A 15,408-nucleotide genomic window follows, 5' to 3' on the forward strand; every position below is an offset into this window, starting at 1 on the left:
TGTGTTGTTTGACCTTCCCCGGCTCAGGCCCGCACCCGGCTGTTGTCCGGGTCATAGGGGCAGGGGGGGATGACGCGGGCGGGGAAATGGGTGCCCAGCATGTCGATGGCCATTTCCGTCCCGACCTCGGCCCGGTCCGGGTCCAGATAGGCCAGCGCAAGGTTCAGCCCGGTTCGGTATCCCCATTCGCCCGAGGTGACAGTGCCTACGACCTGCCCATCGGCCATGACCGATGAACCGGGCCGCGCCGACCGGTCGTTACAGTCGACCGCCAGTGTCACAAGCCGCCTGCGCGGTCCCGTGGCGGTGCGGGCCAAAAGCGTCTCGCGTCCGACAAAGCCGGGCTTGTCCAGCGTCACGAACCGGCCCAGCCCGGCCTCGAACGGGTCAAATTCGGTCAGGATGTCGGATTTCCAGTGCAGGTATCCCTTTTCCAGCCGCATCGCATCTACCGCGCGGCTGCCGAACAGGCGCAGCCCGTGGGCGTCGCCTGCGCGGCGCAGCGCAAGATAGGCCGCATAAAGCTGGGCGTTGGGCACGTGGATTTCATAGGCCAGTTCGCCCGAATAGCTGACCGCCATGACCACGGCCGGGGCGATGCCGACGAAACATTCGCGCACCGAGAGCCACGGGAACGCGGCCGCCGACCAATCGCCACGCGACGCGGCCGACAACACATCACGCGCCTTCGGCCCGGCCAGTACAAGGATGGTCCAGTCGTTGGTCAGCGACCGGATCGTCACATCCTCGCCCGGGTGCAGATGCGCCCGCAGCCAGTCCATGTCGTGATATTCCGCCGCCGCCGCCGACCCGAACCAGATCCGGTCCGGCCCCCGGTCCGAGGCGGGCAGGTTGGCGATGGTCGCCTCGGATTTCAGCATCCCGTGGTGGTTCAGCAGATAGGCAAGGCCGACCCGCCCGGACTTGCGCGGCAGACGTCCGCAGATCATCCGGTCAAGGAAGCCCTGAGCGTCCCTGCCGGTGATTTCGTAGCGGTTGAACCCGTTCACCTCGGTCAGGCCGACCCCGGTCTGAACGGCCTCCACCTCGGCGCCGACGACCGCGTGCGCCTCGTTGAAACGGAACCCCAGCGTCTCGGTGAAATCGGGCGCGGGTTTGATGTAATCGACCCGTTCCCAGCCGTTGACCACGCCAAATTCCGCCCCCTCGGCGGCAAGGATCGGGGTCAACGGGGTGGTCTTCATCGGCCGTCCGGCGGGCCGGTGTTCGTGCGGATAGTGAAAGCGGAATTCGTTCTGGTAATCCTCGATCGCCTTCAGGGCAGTCAGTTCCACATTGGCGTGGCCGGTGAACCGGCGCGGGTCCAGAACCCAGGTGTCATAGCAGGCCTCGCCATGGACGATCTGCTGCGCCAGAAGCCAGCCGTGACCGCCGCCTTCGCCCAGACCTGCCCGCAGGCCGATGATGCAAAAGGCGTTGCGTTTGCCCGGAATTGGCCCGACCAGCGGCGCGCCGTCGATCGTATAGGTGATCGGCCCGTTGACGACAGTATGGATACCGACCTCGGTCAGGGCGGGCATCCGGGCAAAGGCCCCTTCCAGCACATCCGTCACCCGGTCCAGATCGTCGGGGCAGAGCGCATTGACGAAATTCGGGTCGATCCCGTCCATCCCCCATGTCTTGCAGCCCTGTTCGTAGAACCCGACCAAAAGGCCGTTCTTTTCCTGTCGGCAGTAATAGTCGCTGATCGGGCAGCGGATCAGCGGCATCCGGTGGCCCGCGTCGCGGATCGCGGGGATTTCCTCGGTCAGGAAATACTGGTGCTCCATCGACATGACGGGGTGGTGGACGCCCATCATCGCTCCGACCTCGTTCACCCTGTAGCCGCAGGCGTTGACGACGATATCGGCGTGCACCGTGCCCTTGGGCGTCTCCACCTCCCATGTGTCGTCGGACAGTTGGCGCAGGGCGGTGACGGGGGTCTGGCGGTGCACCTCGGCCCCGGCGGTGCGGGCGCGGCGGGCCAGCGCCTGACACAGCTGCGCCGGGTCGATGTCGCCGTCCAGCGGGTCCCACAGCCCGCCGATCAGGTTGTCGGTGGAAATCAGCGGGTGGCGGCGGGCGCATTCCGCGGCGTCGATCACCTCGAAATGCACGCCCATGCCGCGGGCCATCGACGCGAAATGCCGGTAGCCGTCCATCTGCGCCTCGGTATTGGCCAGCCGGATGCCACCGTCGCCGTGGTGGTAATTGATCGGATAGTCGGGGTCTTCGGACAGCTCTTTATACAGCGCGATGGAATGGCTTTTCAGACCGACCATCGTCTGGTTCATGCCGAAATTCGTCACCTGAGCCGCCGAATGCCATGTGGTGCCGGATGTCAGCTCGTCCCGTTCCAGCAGCATGACATCGGTCCAGCCCTCCTGTGTCAGGTGATAAAGGGTCGAACAGCCCGCGATCCCGCCGCCGATCACCACAACCTTTGTCCGTGTCTTCATCGCCTGTCCCCTTGGCTGCGTCGCGCCCATGTCCGCCGCTTTGCCGCCGAGGATCAAGCGGCGGGGCACAGTTTCGAAATATTCGAATGTGGAATGCGAAATACGCGCAGGCGCGACAGTTTCGTTGATCCCCTGCAGGAACTGGCCTTTGCTGATCCGTGACGGGCAGGAGGGACGCGCAATGGACAGGCCGCGCAGGCGCAGTGGCGGACGACAGGACCGGTTGGCGCTGCGGGCAGCGGGGCCGGACAACCCCTGCCCGCCGGGGCAGCGGGGCGGGCAGTACCGGCCCCTGTCCGAACCCGATCTGCGGGCGATCTATGACACCGCCCTGCGGCTTCTGGCGGACCTGGGCATGGGCGAGGTGCCCGCCCGCCTGCGCGCTGATCTTCTGGCGGTGGGCGCGGTCGCGGATGGACGGGGCCGGGTGCTGTTTCCCCGCGCGCTGGTCGAGGACGCCATCGCCGCGGCCGCGCGGGTTTTCACCCTGCACGGACGGGACGAGGCCCGGTCGATCACAGTGGGCGGCGAGGCGGTCCATTTCGGAACCGGCGGCGCGGCGGTGCAGACGCTGGACCTTGAGACCGGGCTTTACCGCCCCTCGACCCTTGCGGACCTGCATGATTTTACCCGGCTTCAGGACCGGCTGGACAATGTCAGCTGGTTCACCCGCTGCTGCGTCGCCACCGACCTTCCGGATGTGTTCGACCTCGATGTGAACACGGCCTACGCTCTGGTCCGCAACACGACGAAGCCGGTCGCGACCTCCTTCACCGTGGCAGACCACGTGGCCCCCATCGTTTCGCTGCTGGATATCGTGGCGGGGGGAGATGGCGCGTTTTCGAAACGCCCCTTCCTCAAGGCGCATATCAGCCCGGTCATCTCGCCCATGCGGTTTGGCGAGGACGCGGTGGATGTGGTCTATGAATGCATCCGGCACAACATCCCCATGTCCTGCATCACCGCCGCGCAATCCGGGGCGACCGCGCCCGCGACCCTTGCCGGGTTTCTGGCGCAATCGCTGGCGGAAACGCTGGCGAGCCTTGTGATGGTCCATGCGATCCGGCCGGGGTTTCCGATGGTGTTTTCCAACTGGCCGCTGGTGATCGACCTGCGCACCGGGGCCTTCGCGGGGGGCGGTGGCGAGATCGCGGTGATGAACGCCGCCTCTGCCCAACTGTCGAACTGGCTGGGGCTGCCGTCTGGGGTGGCCGCGTCAATGACCGATGCCAAGGCGATCGACGCGCAATACGGGGCCGAAAAGGGGCTGACCGCGCTGGCCGCCGGTCTGGCCGGGGGCAACCTGATCTATGAAAGCTCGGGCATGACCGCCTCGCTTCTGGGGGCAAGTTTCGAGGCCTTCGTTCTGGACAACGAGATGATCGGACACATCTACCGGACGCTGCGCGGGATCGAGGTGAGCGAGGAAACACTGGGGTTCGAGGCGATTTGCGACAGCGTGCTGGGCGAGGGGCATTTCCTTGGCCACGCCCAGACCCACGCGGCGATGGAGCGGGATTATTACTATCCCCCGCTGGCCGACCGCGACCCGCCGGTGACATGGGCCGAAAAGGGCGCGCCGGACATCTGGGGCAGGGCACGGCAAACCGCGCGGGATATACTGGACACGCACCGCCCCAACTACCTGAGCACGGAACAGGACCGGGCGATCCGGGCGGCGTTTCCGATCAGGCCCGTGGGGTAACCCCGCCGGGTCGCTTGCGGCCCGGCATGCGCCCGCCCGCCCCATGGCGGGCGCATTCTGCGCCCACCCGGACGGTCGCCTGCCTCTGTCGGTCGGTCACCCCGCCCCCAGCATCTCGAACCGGCCGGCCAGCCACGGGTAACGTGCCACGGTCTGGTCAATGACTTGCCGCTGCACCGCCCCGCGCAACCCGGTTTCGATCAGCGTCCGGATCGGGGCGGGCAGGTCTTCGCGGCAGATCAGGGCAATGGTCCGGGAAAAGGCCCGCCCCGGAAAAGGCGCGGCGCAAAGATCGCCGTGATAGCGCTGGGCGCGGGCAAAGGTCAGCGCGGTAGTGATGGTCCAGCCCCGCCCGGCGGCGACCATGGCTAGGATGGCATGGGTGCTTTCGAACTCCATCCGTTGCGGAAACCGCGCGCCCAGCCGTCGCAGCTGCGCCTCGATCCGGCGGCCGATCTGCTGCTTGCGGCTGTAGCGCAGAAGCGGCAGGGCGTCGGCCTGTCCCTGTAAGGCTGTCAGGTCGGGGGCGGGGCCGGGCAGGGACCGGGGCGTGACAAGGATGAAGGGGTCGCGCAGGATCGGCTCCTCGATCAGCCCCGGCGATTCACGGTCCATCGCGGCGGCGATGCCCACGTCCACCTGTTCGGTTTCCAAAAGCTCGACCACCTCGTGCGAGGGGCGCGACAGCATGGAAAAATCGCAGCGCGGCATGGCGGCGGACAGGTGCTGCACCAGCGCGGGGGCGACATCGGTGTCGAAGTCTTCCAGATGGGCGATGCGCAACAGGCGCACCACGCTGGCCAGATCGCCGGACCACAGGTCCGACACCCCCATCCGCAAAAGCCACATCGCCTCGTCCACCCGGCGCAGCAGGGTTTCACCGGCGGGGGTCAGTCTCATGGGGCGTTTGGCATGATCCAGTAGCGGCGTGCCCAAAGCCTGTTCAAGGCAGGTCAGGTGGTGCGACACGGTGCTGACTGACACGCCCAACCCCTGCGCCCCGTCGCTAAGCGTGCCGTGCCGTGCCACGGCCTGAAAAGCTTCGAGCCATTTGAGGCTGAGCGGGGATCGTTCCATGCCGGACCTGCCATGAAGGGTTGCCGCCACAGTTTCGGTTTTTTCGAAACCGGGTCAAGCGGTCCCGGTCAGCCGTCCAGCCGGGTGATGGTCCAGCCGCCCGCCTGCAACAGCGCAAGAACCCCGGTGTCGCCGGGCAGGTGGGCCGCCCCAAAGGCGACGAAGACGGGGCCGTCGGTCGCCGCCGCAGCCGTTTCGATCACGGGTATCCATGCGGCGTTGCGGTCGACCAGCATGGATTGTTCCATCTCGGCGAACATCGCGTCGTATTCCTCGGGCGACAGCGAGGGGACGAACCGGCCCGACACCTTGGCCAGATACCAGCCCCGGATCGGCTGTCCGTCGAAATAGGCGTCGGTCAGGGCGACCATCATCGCGTCTTGAATGTCATTGGGCATCAGGCTGGCTTCCAGCCCGGTGATCTGTTCCTCGAAGGTGCCGGAGGCAAGGAAATCCAATGTCGTGCGCCAGTCTTCCAGTGATTGCACTTGAGTGTCCGTGTCGGCCACCGCGTTCATCAGCATGGTATCAAGCCCCACGTCCCCGGCGGCCATCGCAGCGGTTGCGCAGGGCGCCATAGACAGATTCAGCGACAGGAACCACGGCTGCATCTTCGCGGCCATGAAGCCGGGGATACCCCGCGCCAGCGCTGCCTGTTCAAGCGCGGCCCAGACTTCGGGGTCCAAGAGATCGGGTAGGGTGGGGCCTTCGGTGATGGTGAACAGCGGCGGGTTCGACACGATATGCCGTTGAAGCGCCCGTTGGTCCTCCAGCGTCGCCTCGACCAGCAGAAGGTCGGCAGCGGACAGGTCGGGAAAGGCCTCTGTAAAAACACCGGCCAGCCGGGCATCAGGCAAGTGGATCGTGCCAAGGATATAAAGGGTCTCGTTCCCGCGGGTCGCCTGCCAATAAAGCCCATCGGCAAAGCGGGTCGCCGCGATCAGCGCGTCAAGGTCGGCCAGTTCCGCGCTGGTCAGGTCCTCGGTGATCGGCGGGCCGTCACATAGGGCCGCGGCGGGCGCAGCGGTGACAAGGGACAGGGCAAGGGCGGCGAGGGGCTGCAACAGGCGCACGATGGTAAACACTTTCCTGAAAACGGGTCTTCGGGAAAGCTAGCGGCGGGTCGGTCCGGTGTCCACCGGATCAGCCCGCCTGACGTGGTTCGCCGTGCGGGCCGCGCACCAGTCGCCAGCCCAGCCGCATCAACGCCTGTCCAAGACGCACCCGCAGGCCGGGCCGCGGGGCAGGGCGGTCATCGCGGCCAAAGCGGGGGTCGCTGGCCAGTTCGATCAGAAGCGCCCGGTGCTGTGCCATGGGCACATCGGGAATGGGCGCATCGGCGGGGCCATGCGGCGCGGCGTGCGGATCGACCCGCAGGTCAAGCCGTTCCGGTTGCCCGCGCCGGACATGGGGGCGGTCCTTGTGCCGTGGATCGGCGGGAAAGGGGGCGGGGACGACATGATGGTCGACCACGAAGATCGGGGGAAACATGGGATTGGTCCTGGAAAAGGGTCTGTTCAAGACGAAGGCGGACAGGCAAGCGGTCCGCCATAGGGCTGCAACCGGCCTAGCAGGCGGTAAAGTTATAACCTCTCGACATTGCAGCCTCCTTTTCCGGCCCGGGGTTCGGGCGGTTAGTGAGGGGGTGATAGCCCGGTGACACGATTCCGCAAAGCCCTTTGGAACTCTCCTCTCGATTGCGTGACTTTTTTGCCCATCCGGTTCTTGACAGAGGCGGGGCCGTCCCATACCTCTCCGCCGTTAGCACTCGACCTGAATGAGTGCTAACGGCCCCGGAGGAGGGGTCTGACAGAGATAACTGACAGTCAAGGAGCTGCAACGATGGCTTTCAAACCGCTGCACGACCGCGTTCTGGTCCGCCGCGTCGAATCCGACGAAAAAACCAAGGGTGGTCTGATCATTCCCGACAGCGCCAAGGAAAAGCCCGCCGAAGGCGAAATCGTGGCCTGTGGCGAAGGTGCCCGCAAGGATTCCGGCGAACTGATCGCGATGGCCGTCAAGGCCGGTGACCGCGTTCTGTTCGGCAAGTGGTCCGGCACCGAAGTCACCGTCGAGGGTGAAGACCTGCTGATCATGAAGGAAAGCGACATTCTCGGCATCATCGCCTGAGATACGCCCCTTCCCTGAAACCAACTTTAGACGAGGAATACAGCAATGGCTGCTAAGGACGTCAAATTCGATACCGATGCCCGCAACCGCATGCTCAAGGGCGTCAACACCCTTGCCAACGCGGTGAAGGTGACCCTGGGCCCGAAAGGCCGCAACGTGGTTCTGGACAAGTCGTTTGGTGCCCCGCGCATCACCAAGGACGGTGTGTCTGTCGCCAAGGAAATCGAACTGGAAGACAAGTTCGAGAACATGGGCGCCCAGATGGTGAAGGAAGTTGCTTCCCGCACCAACGACGAAGCCGGTGACGGCACCACCACCGCCACCGTTCTGGCCCAGGCCATCGTGGTCGAAGGCATGAAATCGGTTGCCGCCGGCATGAACCCGATGGACCTGAAGCGTGGTATCGACCTTGCCACCGCCAAGGTTGTCGAGGCGATCAAAGCCGCGTCGCGCCCCGTGAACGACAGCGCCGAAGTTGCGCAGGTCGGCACCATCTCCGCCAACGGCGAAGCCGAAATTGGCCGTCAGATCGCTGACGCGATGCAGAAGGTCGGCAACGAAGGTGTCATCACCGTCGAGGAAAACAAAGGTCTGGAAACCGAGACCGATGTGGTCGAAGGGATGCAGTTCGACCGTGGCTACCTGTCGCCCTACTTCGTGACCAACACCGACAAGATGGTTGCCGAGCTGGAAGACTGCATGATCCTGCTGCACGAGAAGAAACTGTCTTCGCTGCAGCCGATGGTTCCGCTGCTGGAATCGGTGATCCAGTCGCAGAAGCCGCTTCTGATCATCGCCGAGGACGTGGAAGGCGAAGCCCTTGCAACCCTCGTCGTGAACAAGCTTCGTGGCGGCCTGAAGATCGCTGCCGTCAAGGCTCCGGGCTTCGGCGATCGCCGCAAGGCCATGCTGCAGGACATCGCGATCCTGACCGGCGGTCAGGTCATCTCGGAAGACCTCGGCATGAAGCTGGAAAACGTCACCATCGACATGCTTGGCACCGCCAAGAAGGTTTCCATCACCAAGGATGAAACCACCATCGTCGACGGCGCCGGTGAAAAGGCCGAGATCGAAGCCCGCGTGGCCCAGATCCGCAACCAGATCGAAGAAACCTCGTCGGACTACGACCGCGAGAAGCTTCAGGAACGTGTGGCCAAGCTGGCTGGCGGTGTTGCCGTCATCCGCGTCGGCGGCATGACCGAAGTTGAAGTGAAAGAGCGCAAGGACCGCGTCGATGACGCGCTCAACGCCACCCGTGCCGCCGTTCAGGAAGGCATCGTTGTGGGCGGTGGTGTTGCGCTGGTTCAGGCTGGCAAGGGTCTGGAAGGTCTGGAAGGCGCCAACGCCGACCAGAACGCCGGGATCGCCATCGTGCGCCGCGCCATCGAAGCGCCGCTGCGCCAGATCGCCCAGAACGCGGGTGTTGACGGTGCCGTGGTTGCCGGCAAGGTCCGCGAAAGCGACGACGTGAAGTTCGGCTTCAACGCGCAGACCGAAGAATATGGCGACATGTTCAAGTTCGGCGTGATCGACCCGGCCAAGGTTGTCCGGACCGCTCTGGAAGACGCGGCCTCGGTTGCTGGCCTGCTGATCACCACCGAAGCCATGGTTGCCGACAAGCCGCAGAAAGACGCCCCGGCGGGCGGCGGCATGCCCGACATGGGCGGCATGGGCGGCATGATGTAATCTGCCGATCCAACGGATCACCGGGAAGGGGCTGCCGAAAGGCGGCCCCTTTTCGATTGGGGGATCAAAAATGTCGATGAGGCACGCGTCCGCCCGGGTGGGCGTGGAACACGCCCGCCTTGGGGGCGGGCGGGCGTGTGCCGGGCCGCTGCGCGACCCGGCGAGGCGGTCTTCCAAACTCAGTCGAAGATATCTTCGATCCCGTCCCAGATTTCCTCGGCGATCTTGCCCCAGAGCCGGAACCCCTTGCGCGATTTGCGTTTCGCCTTGCGCGGCCGGTCGGGCGGATCATGGGGCATGGAGCGGGCCGGATGGGCCGGGGCCGACCGATGCGCCGGGACCGATTTCCGGGCCGAGGTGTCGTCTTTCCGCGGAATGCGCTTTAGGTCGTGCAAGGGGGCGCCGCAGCTGGAACAGGCCAGTTCGTGCCGGATCTTGCCGCGCAGTTCCAGAACCGCCCGGTTTCCGCAGTAGCAACAGGTCGCGATCTTGGTTACCGGCACGGCACGCTCCTATCCATCAGCCTTTCGATGCATATAGGGCAACCGCCGCCGCGTTCGAGACGTTCAGCGACCCGAACCCACCGGCAAAGTCGATCCGCACCAATGCGTCGCAGGTGGTCTTTGTCTTGTCGCGCAGCCCCGGCCCCTCGGCCCCGAGGACCAGCGCCACGGGCCGGTCGCGCTGCCCCGCGATCGCCTGTTCGATGGTCTGCTCCGCCTCGCCATCAAGGCCAAGCACGAGGTAGCCCATGTCCTTCAGCGCCTCCATCCCTTCGGCCAGATTACGGATGCGCAGATAAGGCTGCCGCTCCAGTGCACCGCTGGCGGTCTTGGCCAGCGCCCCGGTTTCGGGTGCCGAATGGCGCTGCACGCCGACGACTGCCAGTGCGCCGAACACCTCGGCGGAACGCAGGATCGCGCCGACGTTATGCGGGTCGGTCACCCGGTCCAGAAGGACGATCCGGGCCGGGCGGTCGCCCGTCGGGATCGCCACATCCTCCAGCCGTCCCCAATCCAGCGGTTTGACCTCGAGCGCGGCGCCCTGATGGACGCTGTCGGCGGGCACGGGGGCCGCAAATTTGCGCGGGTCCGAGACCTCGGGCGTCATGCCGGAGGCGGCGATGGCATCGGCCAGTTTCGCCTCGGCGTTCAGGGTCACGACCAGCCGAAGCCGGGTCCGCGCGGGGTTCAACAGCGCGTCGCGCACCGCGTGCAGCCCGAACAGCCAGACGGTTTCGGCGGCGGCCGCCCGCTTGGCCTGTTCCTTTTCGACGACCCACTTGGGTTTCTTCATGGCAATGGCGCCTTGTGATTTCGCATGTTCCCCCCTGAATGCGACGGGCCGCGCCGGGGTGCAAGGGAAAGCCGGAAAAGGGGGCGAATTTCGCCTTGACGGGGCTACGTGCTGCGCATATTCAGCCCCTCGCAACGGCCCTTCGGGCGCCGTTCGGGCGACGAGCTGCAAGGTGCGGCAGCGGACTGTAACTCCGCCGGGGAGACCCATGCCTGGTTCGATTCCAGGGTCGCCCACCATCCCCCCAAGGTCAAAACGATGGTGACGGCACGATTGCGCGGGCCCTTGGTCTTCGTGCAAGGATGTCCCCATGACAACGACCCGTCCCATGCTTCACCTGTTTTGCGGAAAGATCGCCGCGGGCAAGTCGACCCTTGCGGCCCGGATCGCCGAGGAGTCGGGGGCGGTCCTGATCTCCGAGGATCACTGGCTTGCCGCGCTTTACGGGGACCAGATGACCAGCCTTGCCGATTATGTCCGCTGTTCCACCCGGCTTCAGGCCGCGATGGGGCCGCATGTGGCGGGGTTGCTGTGGGCCGGGGTGTCTGTGGTTCTGGATTTTCCGGCCAACACGCCGGGGCAGCGGGCCTGGATGCGGCGGGTGCTGGACGACAGCGGCGCGGACCACCGGTTGCACCTGCTGACCCCGCCGGACGCGGTCTGTCTGGAGCGGTTGCACGCCCGCAACGCGGCGGGCGACCACCCCTTTGCCGCGACCGAGGCGCAATTCGCGCAGGTGTCAAAGCACTTCAGCCCGCCTACGGAGGACGAAGGCTTTACCGTGGTGCCCCGATAGGTGGTTCTAAGGGATGGTCAGACGCGACGCGTCCGAACCGAGGGGAGGGCGAGAAGCGCCCGCCCCGTGGGGCGGTTCGGGCGCTGCCCGTGCAGGGCACGGGCAAAACTGCGCGGCGCCGATCAGGGGATCAGCACCTCGTTTCGGTTGAACTGGGCGAAATCCGACGTGCCATCGTCATAGAAGATCTCGACATAGATGCTGTCCACGCTTTCCGGCGGCAGCGTCACATAGGGCAGGTAGTTCACCATATCGGTCATGGAATTCGGGCTGGCGGTGTCTTCGTGGCAGGGTTCCAGCGGAAAGACCGTTTCGGCGGGGGCGCCGTTCAGCCCATATCGCACCTCCCACATGCCACAGCGCCAGGACAGAAGATGGGTGAAGTAGAGAAGGTCCTGCCCTTCATACAGCCGCACCGCGACCCAATTGCCCTTGGTCATGCCGAGGATTGGTTTGATTTCCACGGCGGTGGTGAATTTGCCGGTGGGCACCTGCGGTTCCGGTTCGCGGACCGACAGGTCTTCCAGCGCGGTTTCGGCGGCGGCGGGGGCGGCGGCCATAGTGTCCGGCGCCATGCCATCGGGCGCGGGCGTGATCCCCAGCGCGGTTCCGATCAGATAGGGCAGCATCAATTCCCACATGGTCAAATCCTTCCTGTTATCGCGGCTTTCGCCGGGCAGGCCCCGGCCCTATAGTGGTCCCAAAATCAGTGCGGGTACGAGCAGACTATGGCGCGAAAGAAAGCTTCTGGCCAGAATTTCAACATCATGGTGGTGGGGCAGGGCGGTCGCCTGCAATACGAGGCGCTGTTGTTCGCCGCCTCCTTGCGGGCGAAATCGCCGGGGTTTTCGGGCCGGTTGATCGTGGCGGAACCGCAACCCGGCCCGCGCTGGATGAAAGACCCGCGCATCGCCGCGCCGGTTCGCGACGCGCTGGAGGAACTGGGGGCCGAGATTGTTCCGTTCGAAAACCGGCACTTCGGCGAGGTCTACCCCTATGGCAACAAGATCGAGGGGCTTGCGGCCCTGCCCGCCGGGGAACCCTTCGTCTTCTTCGACAGTGATACGCTGATCCTTGACGAACTGACCGCGCTGCCCATCGATTTCAACCGCCCCGCCGCGTCGATGCGCCGCGAAGGGACCTGGCCCGAGGAAGAGCTGTATTGGCCGGGCTACACGGTTGTATGGAAATCGCTTTACGACAAATTCGGGCTGGAGTTCGAAAGCACGCTCGACCTGTCGCAGCCCGATGAATACTGGCAGCGGTACCTCTATTTCAACGCGGGCTGGTTTTTCGGGGCTGACCCGGCGGCCTTTGGCAAGCGGTTCACCGACTGGGCAGTCGAGGTGCGCGACAACCGGCCCGAGGAGCTGGCGGTGCAATCGCTGGACCCCTGGCTGGATCAAGTGGTTCTGCCGCTGGTCATCCATTCCTTCGGCGGCGGGCGGCCCGGGCCGGACCTTGCGGGCCTCGACGGCGATGTGACCTGCCACTACCGGATGTTCCCGCTGCTTTACGCCCGCGAAAGCGACAAGGTGGTTCAGGTGTTGGAAGAGGTCACCGCGCCGAACAAGATCAAGAAGGTGCTGAAGGGCTACGAGCCGATCAAGCGGATGGTCTATCAGGGCCGGGGGCAGAAGGTGCGGGCCCTGTTCGACCAGAACGACCTGCCGCGCCCGGAAAAGAAGATCCGCAACAAGATCAAGGCCGAAGGGTTCTGGATGCGGTAGCGTCCTGTCCCTAGGTTCTGGCCTTTTCAAACGCCGCCCAGGCGGTTTCGAACTTGGCAAAGTCGAACCCCGGTTGCCGGGCGGGTTCAAGGATCAGCCGTTCGGTATCCAGAAGCTTTCGGACGGCCTGCTCCATTTCGGCGATATAGTCGCTGGGGATAACCACTGCCCCGTGCCTGTCCGCATGGACAAGGTCCCCGTCGACGATTGTCAGTCCGAAGACCGTCACGGGCGTGCCTACCTCGCGCACATGGACGAACCCATGTGACGGGCCGACCGATCCGGCGATCACCGGAAAGCCGTCGGGCAGGTCGCCCAGATCGCGCATCACCCCATTGGTCAGCGCCCCGGACAGGCCAAGGCCCTTGTGCACGGTCGTGTTGATCTCTCCCCAATAGGCGCCGATGGCATCGGCCCCATCAAGGTCTTCGACCACCGCGATGGCGGGACGCGGGCCTTCGGACATATGCCGGTAATATGCCATCCGGCGGGCGCGGATCACCTCCGCCGCCTCGGTCGGGGGGGCAAGGGCTGCAATCTTGGCGGTCCGGGCATAGCCGACGATGGCGCCCGCCGCCGGGTCGCTGCACAGGACGGTGCCACGCGTGAACTTGTCGAACCCGCGCTTGCCCTCGACCACCTCGATCGCGTTGCAGACGGTTGGCGTGTCAACCGACCTCAGCAGGGTCAGAAGTTCGGTGTTCATGGTCGATCTCCTTTAGCCAGTCGCGCAGCGCGCGCGTCGTCTCGGCGGGGTTTTCAAGGCAAGGCAGGTGGCCCGCCCCATCGATCACCACGAGGGTGGAGCGGGGCAAGAGGCCGTGCATCAATTCGTGGCGGGACAGCGGGCACAGCCCGTCTTCGCGACCGCAGAGGACGAGCGACGGGCAGGCGTAGTTGCGTAGCGTGTCGGTCTGGTCCGGGCGGTCGCGCAGGGCAACGGATTGGGTGCAGAACACCTCTGGCCCAAGGTCCATCGCCATCTCCATGCAGAGGTCCAACACGTTCTGCCGCTCTGGCCCGCGGGCAAGGTAATTGGGCTTCATCTCGTCCCGCATCACATCGTAGAGCCGCCCGGCACAGGCCCGCGCCATCTGGGGACCACGGCGGGACCTGACGGTATCGGCCTCGGCCAGCGGGTTGGTGTCCATCAGGGCCAGCCCCACGACCCGCTGCGCGGCCTGCCGGACCACCTCCATCGCGACGATCCCACCCATGGACAACCCGGCAAGGGCAAAGCGCGGCGGCGCCTGGTCCAGCACCCGCGCCGCCAGCCCCGACACCGTGTCCGCGCCGATCATATCGACAACGCCGACCGGCCGGTCGGGCGACAGGGAATTGATCTGCGGCCCGAACAGGCGGGCATCGCACATCATGCCGGGCAACAGGATCAGCGGCAGGGTCACTTGACCAACGCGGCCCCTTCGGCAAGCGCCCCAAGCTTGGCATAGGCGATATCGGGATCGACCGTGCCATAGCCCGCGAAGGTGCCAAAGCCGCAGTCGCTGCCAGCGATCACCCGGTCATGGCCGACGATATCAACAAAACGTTCGATCCGCTGCGCCACCAGTTCCGGGTGTTCGACAAAGTTCGTCGTGGTGTCCACGACGCCGGGCACAAGCACCTTGGTGTCCGGAATGTCGGCCTTGCGGTCGCGGAACACGGTCCATTCGTGGCCGTGGCGCGGGTTCGATGTTTCGAACAGCACATAGCGGGCCTTGGCCGACATCAGCGTGTCGAACATCTTGGCCATGGGAATGTCGCAGACGTGCGGCCCTTCGTAATTGCCCCAGCAGATATGGATGCGCACCCGGTCTTCCGGCACATTGGACAGCGCGTGGTTCAGCGCCTCGACATGGCTTGCCGCGACCTTCAGGAACTCGTCGTCGCTCAGGTCGGTGAACAGCATGTGCCGCGACAGGGCGAGGTCGGGGCAATCCAGTTGCAGATCAAGGCCAGAGGCGACGATGGTTTCGTATTCCTCCTTCATCGCGTCGGCCAGCGCGGCCAGATAGGCCTCGCGCGTGGGGTAATGGGCGTTTTGCAGGAACAGGGAAATCACACCGGGGCTGGCCGCGTTCATGAACCCGCGTTCCACCCCGTGTTCGGCCATCGCCGCCTTGAGGTTGGCAATGTCCTTCTGCAACTCCCCCTGCCCTTTTGTCTTCACCTCGCCCACGCACATCGGGCGCGCGTATTGCGGGGTTCCACCTTCGTTGGCAATGCGTTCCAGAAAGCCGGGAAACAGCTTCAGGTCGGCGGGCGCGTTGCGGGGGCTGTCGCCGTCAAAGCCGGTGTAGCGGTCCTTGACGTAGGTCGCATATGAGATCTTCGAGGTCTCGCCGTCCGACACGATCCCGACTCCGGCGTCGGCCTGACGGCGGACCGTGGCGGACACCGCCTCGGTCATGGCGGTGTCGAATGCGGCCGGGTCGTAGGTTTCGTTGCGTTCCCGCGCAAAGATGAAATCCACCACCTTCTGCGTCCGGGGAAGCGACCCGACATGGGTCGTCTTGATCTTTGCCATGG

At 65.2% G+C, this 15,408-nt stretch carries 15 protein-coding genes and 1 tRNA gene; 6 read left to right on the forward strand and 10 right to left on the reverse strand.

Annotation, left to right across the window (positions count from 1 at the left end; translation table 11 throughout):
* Positions 1–23: 23 nt before the first annotated feature.
* The gene (locus tag U3648_RS14200) at positions 24–2,459 is read right to left on the reverse strand and encodes a GcvT family protein (RefSeq protein ID WP_420859889.1); all 2,436 of its coding nucleotides are present in this window, start codon (positions 2,457–2,459) and stop codon (positions 24–26) included.
* A 181-nt stretch (positions 2,460–2,640) separates the two neighbouring features.
* Here U3648_RS14200 and U3648_RS14205 point away from each other — a divergent pair, with 181 nt between their 5' ends.
* Positions 2,641–4,164 carry a trimethylamine methyltransferase family protein gene (locus U3648_RS14205; RefSeq protein ID WP_420859890.1) on the forward strand — a complete coding sequence of 508 codons (1,524 nt, stop codon included), beginning with the start codon at positions 2,641–2,643 and terminating at the stop codon, positions 4,162–4,164.
* 96 nt (positions 4,165–4,260) lie between these two features.
* Here U3648_RS14205 and U3648_RS14210 read toward each other — a convergent pair whose 3' ends face one another.
* The 3 genes from U3648_RS14210 to U3648_RS14220 form a co-directional block, all read right to left on the reverse strand.
* A complete protein-coding gene (locus tag U3648_RS14210; RefSeq protein WP_420859891.1) occupies positions 4,261–5,241 on the reverse strand; it encodes a LysR family transcriptional regulator in 981 nt (326 codons plus the stop codon).
* 68 nt (positions 5,242–5,309) lie between these two features.
* A complete protein-coding gene (locus tag U3648_RS14215; protein ID WP_420859892.1) occupies positions 5,310–6,326 on the reverse strand; it encodes a TraB/GumN family protein in 1,017 nt (338 codons plus the stop codon).
* A gap of 58 nt (positions 6,327–6,384) precedes the next feature.
* Entirely contained in the window at positions 6,385–6,732 is a 348-nt protein-coding gene (locus U3648_RS14220; protein WP_420859893.1) for a hypothetical protein, read from the reverse strand.
* A 351-nt stretch (positions 6,733–7,083) separates the two neighbouring features.
* Here U3648_RS14220 and U3648_RS14225 point away from each other — a divergent pair, with 351 nt between their 5' ends.
* Both U3648_RS14225 and groL read left to right on the forward strand, forming a co-directional pair.
* Positions 7,084–7,371, forward strand: coding sequence for a co-chaperone GroES (locus U3648_RS14225; protein ID WP_129679424.1), 288 nt, complete (start codon positions 7,084–7,086; stop codon positions 7,369–7,371).
* A gap of 45 nt (positions 7,372–7,416) precedes the next feature.
* On the forward strand, positions 7,417–9,057 hold the full coding sequence (gene groL / locus U3648_RS14230; RefSeq protein ID WP_420859894.1) for a chaperonin GroEL: 1,641 nt from the start codon (positions 7,417–7,419) through the stop codon (positions 9,055–9,057).
* 179 nt (positions 9,058–9,236) lie between these two features.
* Here the strand turns inward: groL and U3648_RS14235 are convergent, their stop codons facing one another.
* Both U3648_RS14235 and rlmB read right to left on the reverse strand, forming a co-directional pair.
* Positions 9,237–9,560 carry a hypothetical protein gene (locus U3648_RS14235; protein WP_420859895.1) on the reverse strand — a complete coding sequence of 108 codons (324 nt, stop codon included), beginning with the start codon at positions 9,558–9,560 and terminating at the stop codon, positions 9,237–9,239.
* Positions 9,561–9,576: 16 nt separating this feature from the next.
* Positions 9,577–10,353 (reverse strand): 23S rRNA (guanosine(2251)-2'-O)-methyltransferase RlmB, encoded by a 777-nt coding sequence (gene rlmB, locus U3648_RS14240; RefSeq protein ID WP_420859896.1) that lies wholly within the window; start codon positions 10,351–10,353, stop codon positions 9,577–9,579.
* A 155-nt stretch (positions 10,354–10,508) separates the two neighbouring features.
* On the opposite strand from rlmB, the gene U3648_RS14245 reads away from it, so the two are divergent.
* Positions 10,509–10,592, forward strand: a tRNA-Tyr gene (locus U3648_RS14245).
* A gap of 71 nt (positions 10,593–10,663) precedes the next feature.
* Positions 10,664–11,149 (forward strand): P-loop nucleotide/nucleoside kinase family protein, encoded by a 486-nt coding sequence (locus U3648_RS14250; RefSeq protein ID WP_420859897.1) that lies wholly within the window; start codon positions 10,664–10,666, stop codon positions 11,147–11,149.
* A gap of 122 nt (positions 11,150–11,271) precedes the next feature.
* Here the strand turns inward: U3648_RS14250 and U3648_RS14255 are convergent, their stop codons facing one another.
* Positions 11,272–11,790 (reverse strand): hypothetical protein, encoded by a 519-nt coding sequence (locus U3648_RS14255; RefSeq protein ID WP_420859898.1) that lies wholly within the window; start codon positions 11,788–11,790, stop codon positions 11,272–11,274.
* A gap of 87 nt (positions 11,791–11,877) precedes the next feature.
* Here U3648_RS14255 and U3648_RS14260 point away from each other — a divergent pair, with 87 nt between their 5' ends.
* A complete protein-coding gene (locus U3648_RS14260) occupies positions 11,878–12,879 on the forward strand; it encodes a hypothetical protein (RefSeq protein ID WP_420859899.1) in 1,002 nt (333 codons plus the stop codon).
* A 10-nt stretch (positions 12,880–12,889) separates the two neighbouring features.
* On the opposite strand, the gene U3648_RS14265 is transcribed toward U3648_RS14260, so the two are convergent.
* The 3 genes from U3648_RS14265 to U3648_RS14275 are packed head-to-tail and all read right to left on the reverse strand — an operon-like array spanning position 12,890 to position 15,406.
* On the reverse strand, positions 12,890–13,585 hold the full coding sequence (locus tag U3648_RS14265) for an RraA family protein (protein ID WP_420859900.1): 696 nt from the start codon (positions 13,583–13,585) through the stop codon (positions 12,890–12,892).
* The gene (locus tag U3648_RS14270) at positions 13,548–14,252 is read right to left on the reverse strand and encodes an alpha/beta fold hydrolase (protein ID WP_420859922.1); all 705 of its coding nucleotides are present in this window, start codon (positions 14,250–14,252) and stop codon (positions 13,548–13,550) included. Before U3648_RS14270 ends, U3648_RS14265 begins: the two co-directional genes overlap by 38 nt.
* A 29-nt stretch (positions 14,253–14,281) precedes the next feature.
* Positions 14,282–15,406 carry a cobalamin-independent methionine synthase II family protein gene (locus U3648_RS14275; protein ID WP_420859901.1) on the reverse strand — a complete coding sequence of 375 codons (1,125 nt, stop codon included), beginning with the start codon at positions 15,404–15,406 and terminating at the stop codon, positions 14,282–14,284.
* Between the last annotated feature and the right edge of the window lie 2 nt (positions 15,407–15,408).

The sequence above is a fragment of the Marivivens marinus genome (assembly GCF_035969385.1).
Lineage (GTDB): Bacteria > Pseudomonadota > Alphaproteobacteria > Rhodobacterales > Rhodobacteraceae > SELP01.

Coding starts and splice junctions, on each gene's coding strand:
- U3648_RS14200 (WP_420859889.1), bottom strand. CDS start 2,459: ATGAAGACACGGACAAAGGTTGTGGTGATCGGCGGCGGGATCGCGGGC.
- U3648_RS14205 (WP_420859890.1), top strand. CDS start 2,641: ATGGACAGGCCGCGCAGGCGCAGTGGCGGACGACAGGACCGGTTGGCG.
- U3648_RS14210 (WP_420859891.1), bottom strand. CDS start 5,241: ATGGAACGATCCCCGCTCAGCCTCAAATGGCTCGAAGCTTTTCAGGCC.
- U3648_RS14220 (WP_420859893.1), bottom strand. CDS start 6,732: ATGTTTCCCCCGATCTTCGTGGTCGACCATCATGTCGTCCCCGCCCCC.
- U3648_RS14225 (WP_129679424.1), top strand. CDS start 7,084: ATGGCTTTCAAACCGCTGCACGACCGCGTTCTGGTCCGCCGCGTCGAA.
- groL (WP_420859894.1), top strand. CDS start 7,417: ATGGCTGCTAAGGACGTCAAATTCGATACCGATGCCCGCAACCGCATG.
- rlmB (WP_420859896.1), bottom strand. CDS start 10,353: ATGAAGAAACCCAAGTGGGTCGTCGAAAAGGAACAGGCCAAGCGGGCG.
- U3648_RS14250 (WP_420859897.1), top strand. CDS start 10,664: ATGACAACGACCCGTCCCATGCTTCACCTGTTTTGCGGAAAGATCGCC.
- U3648_RS14255 (WP_420859898.1), bottom strand. CDS start 11,790: ATGTGGGAATTGATGCTGCCCTATCTGATCGGAACCGCGCTGGGGATC.
- U3648_RS14260 (WP_420859899.1), top strand. CDS start 11,878: ATGGCGCGAAAGAAAGCTTCTGGCCAGAATTTCAACATCATGGTGGTG.
- U3648_RS14265 (WP_420859900.1), bottom strand. CDS start 13,585: ATGAACACCGAACTTCTGACCCTGCTGAGGTCGGTTGACACGCCAACC.
- U3648_RS14270 (WP_420859922.1), bottom strand. CDS start 14,252: ATGTGCGATGCCCGCCTGTTCGGGCCGCAGATCAATTCCCTGTCGCCC.
- U3648_RS14275 (WP_420859901.1), bottom strand. CDS start 15,406: ATGGCAAAGATCAAGACGACCCATGTCGGGTCGCTTCCCCGGACGCAG.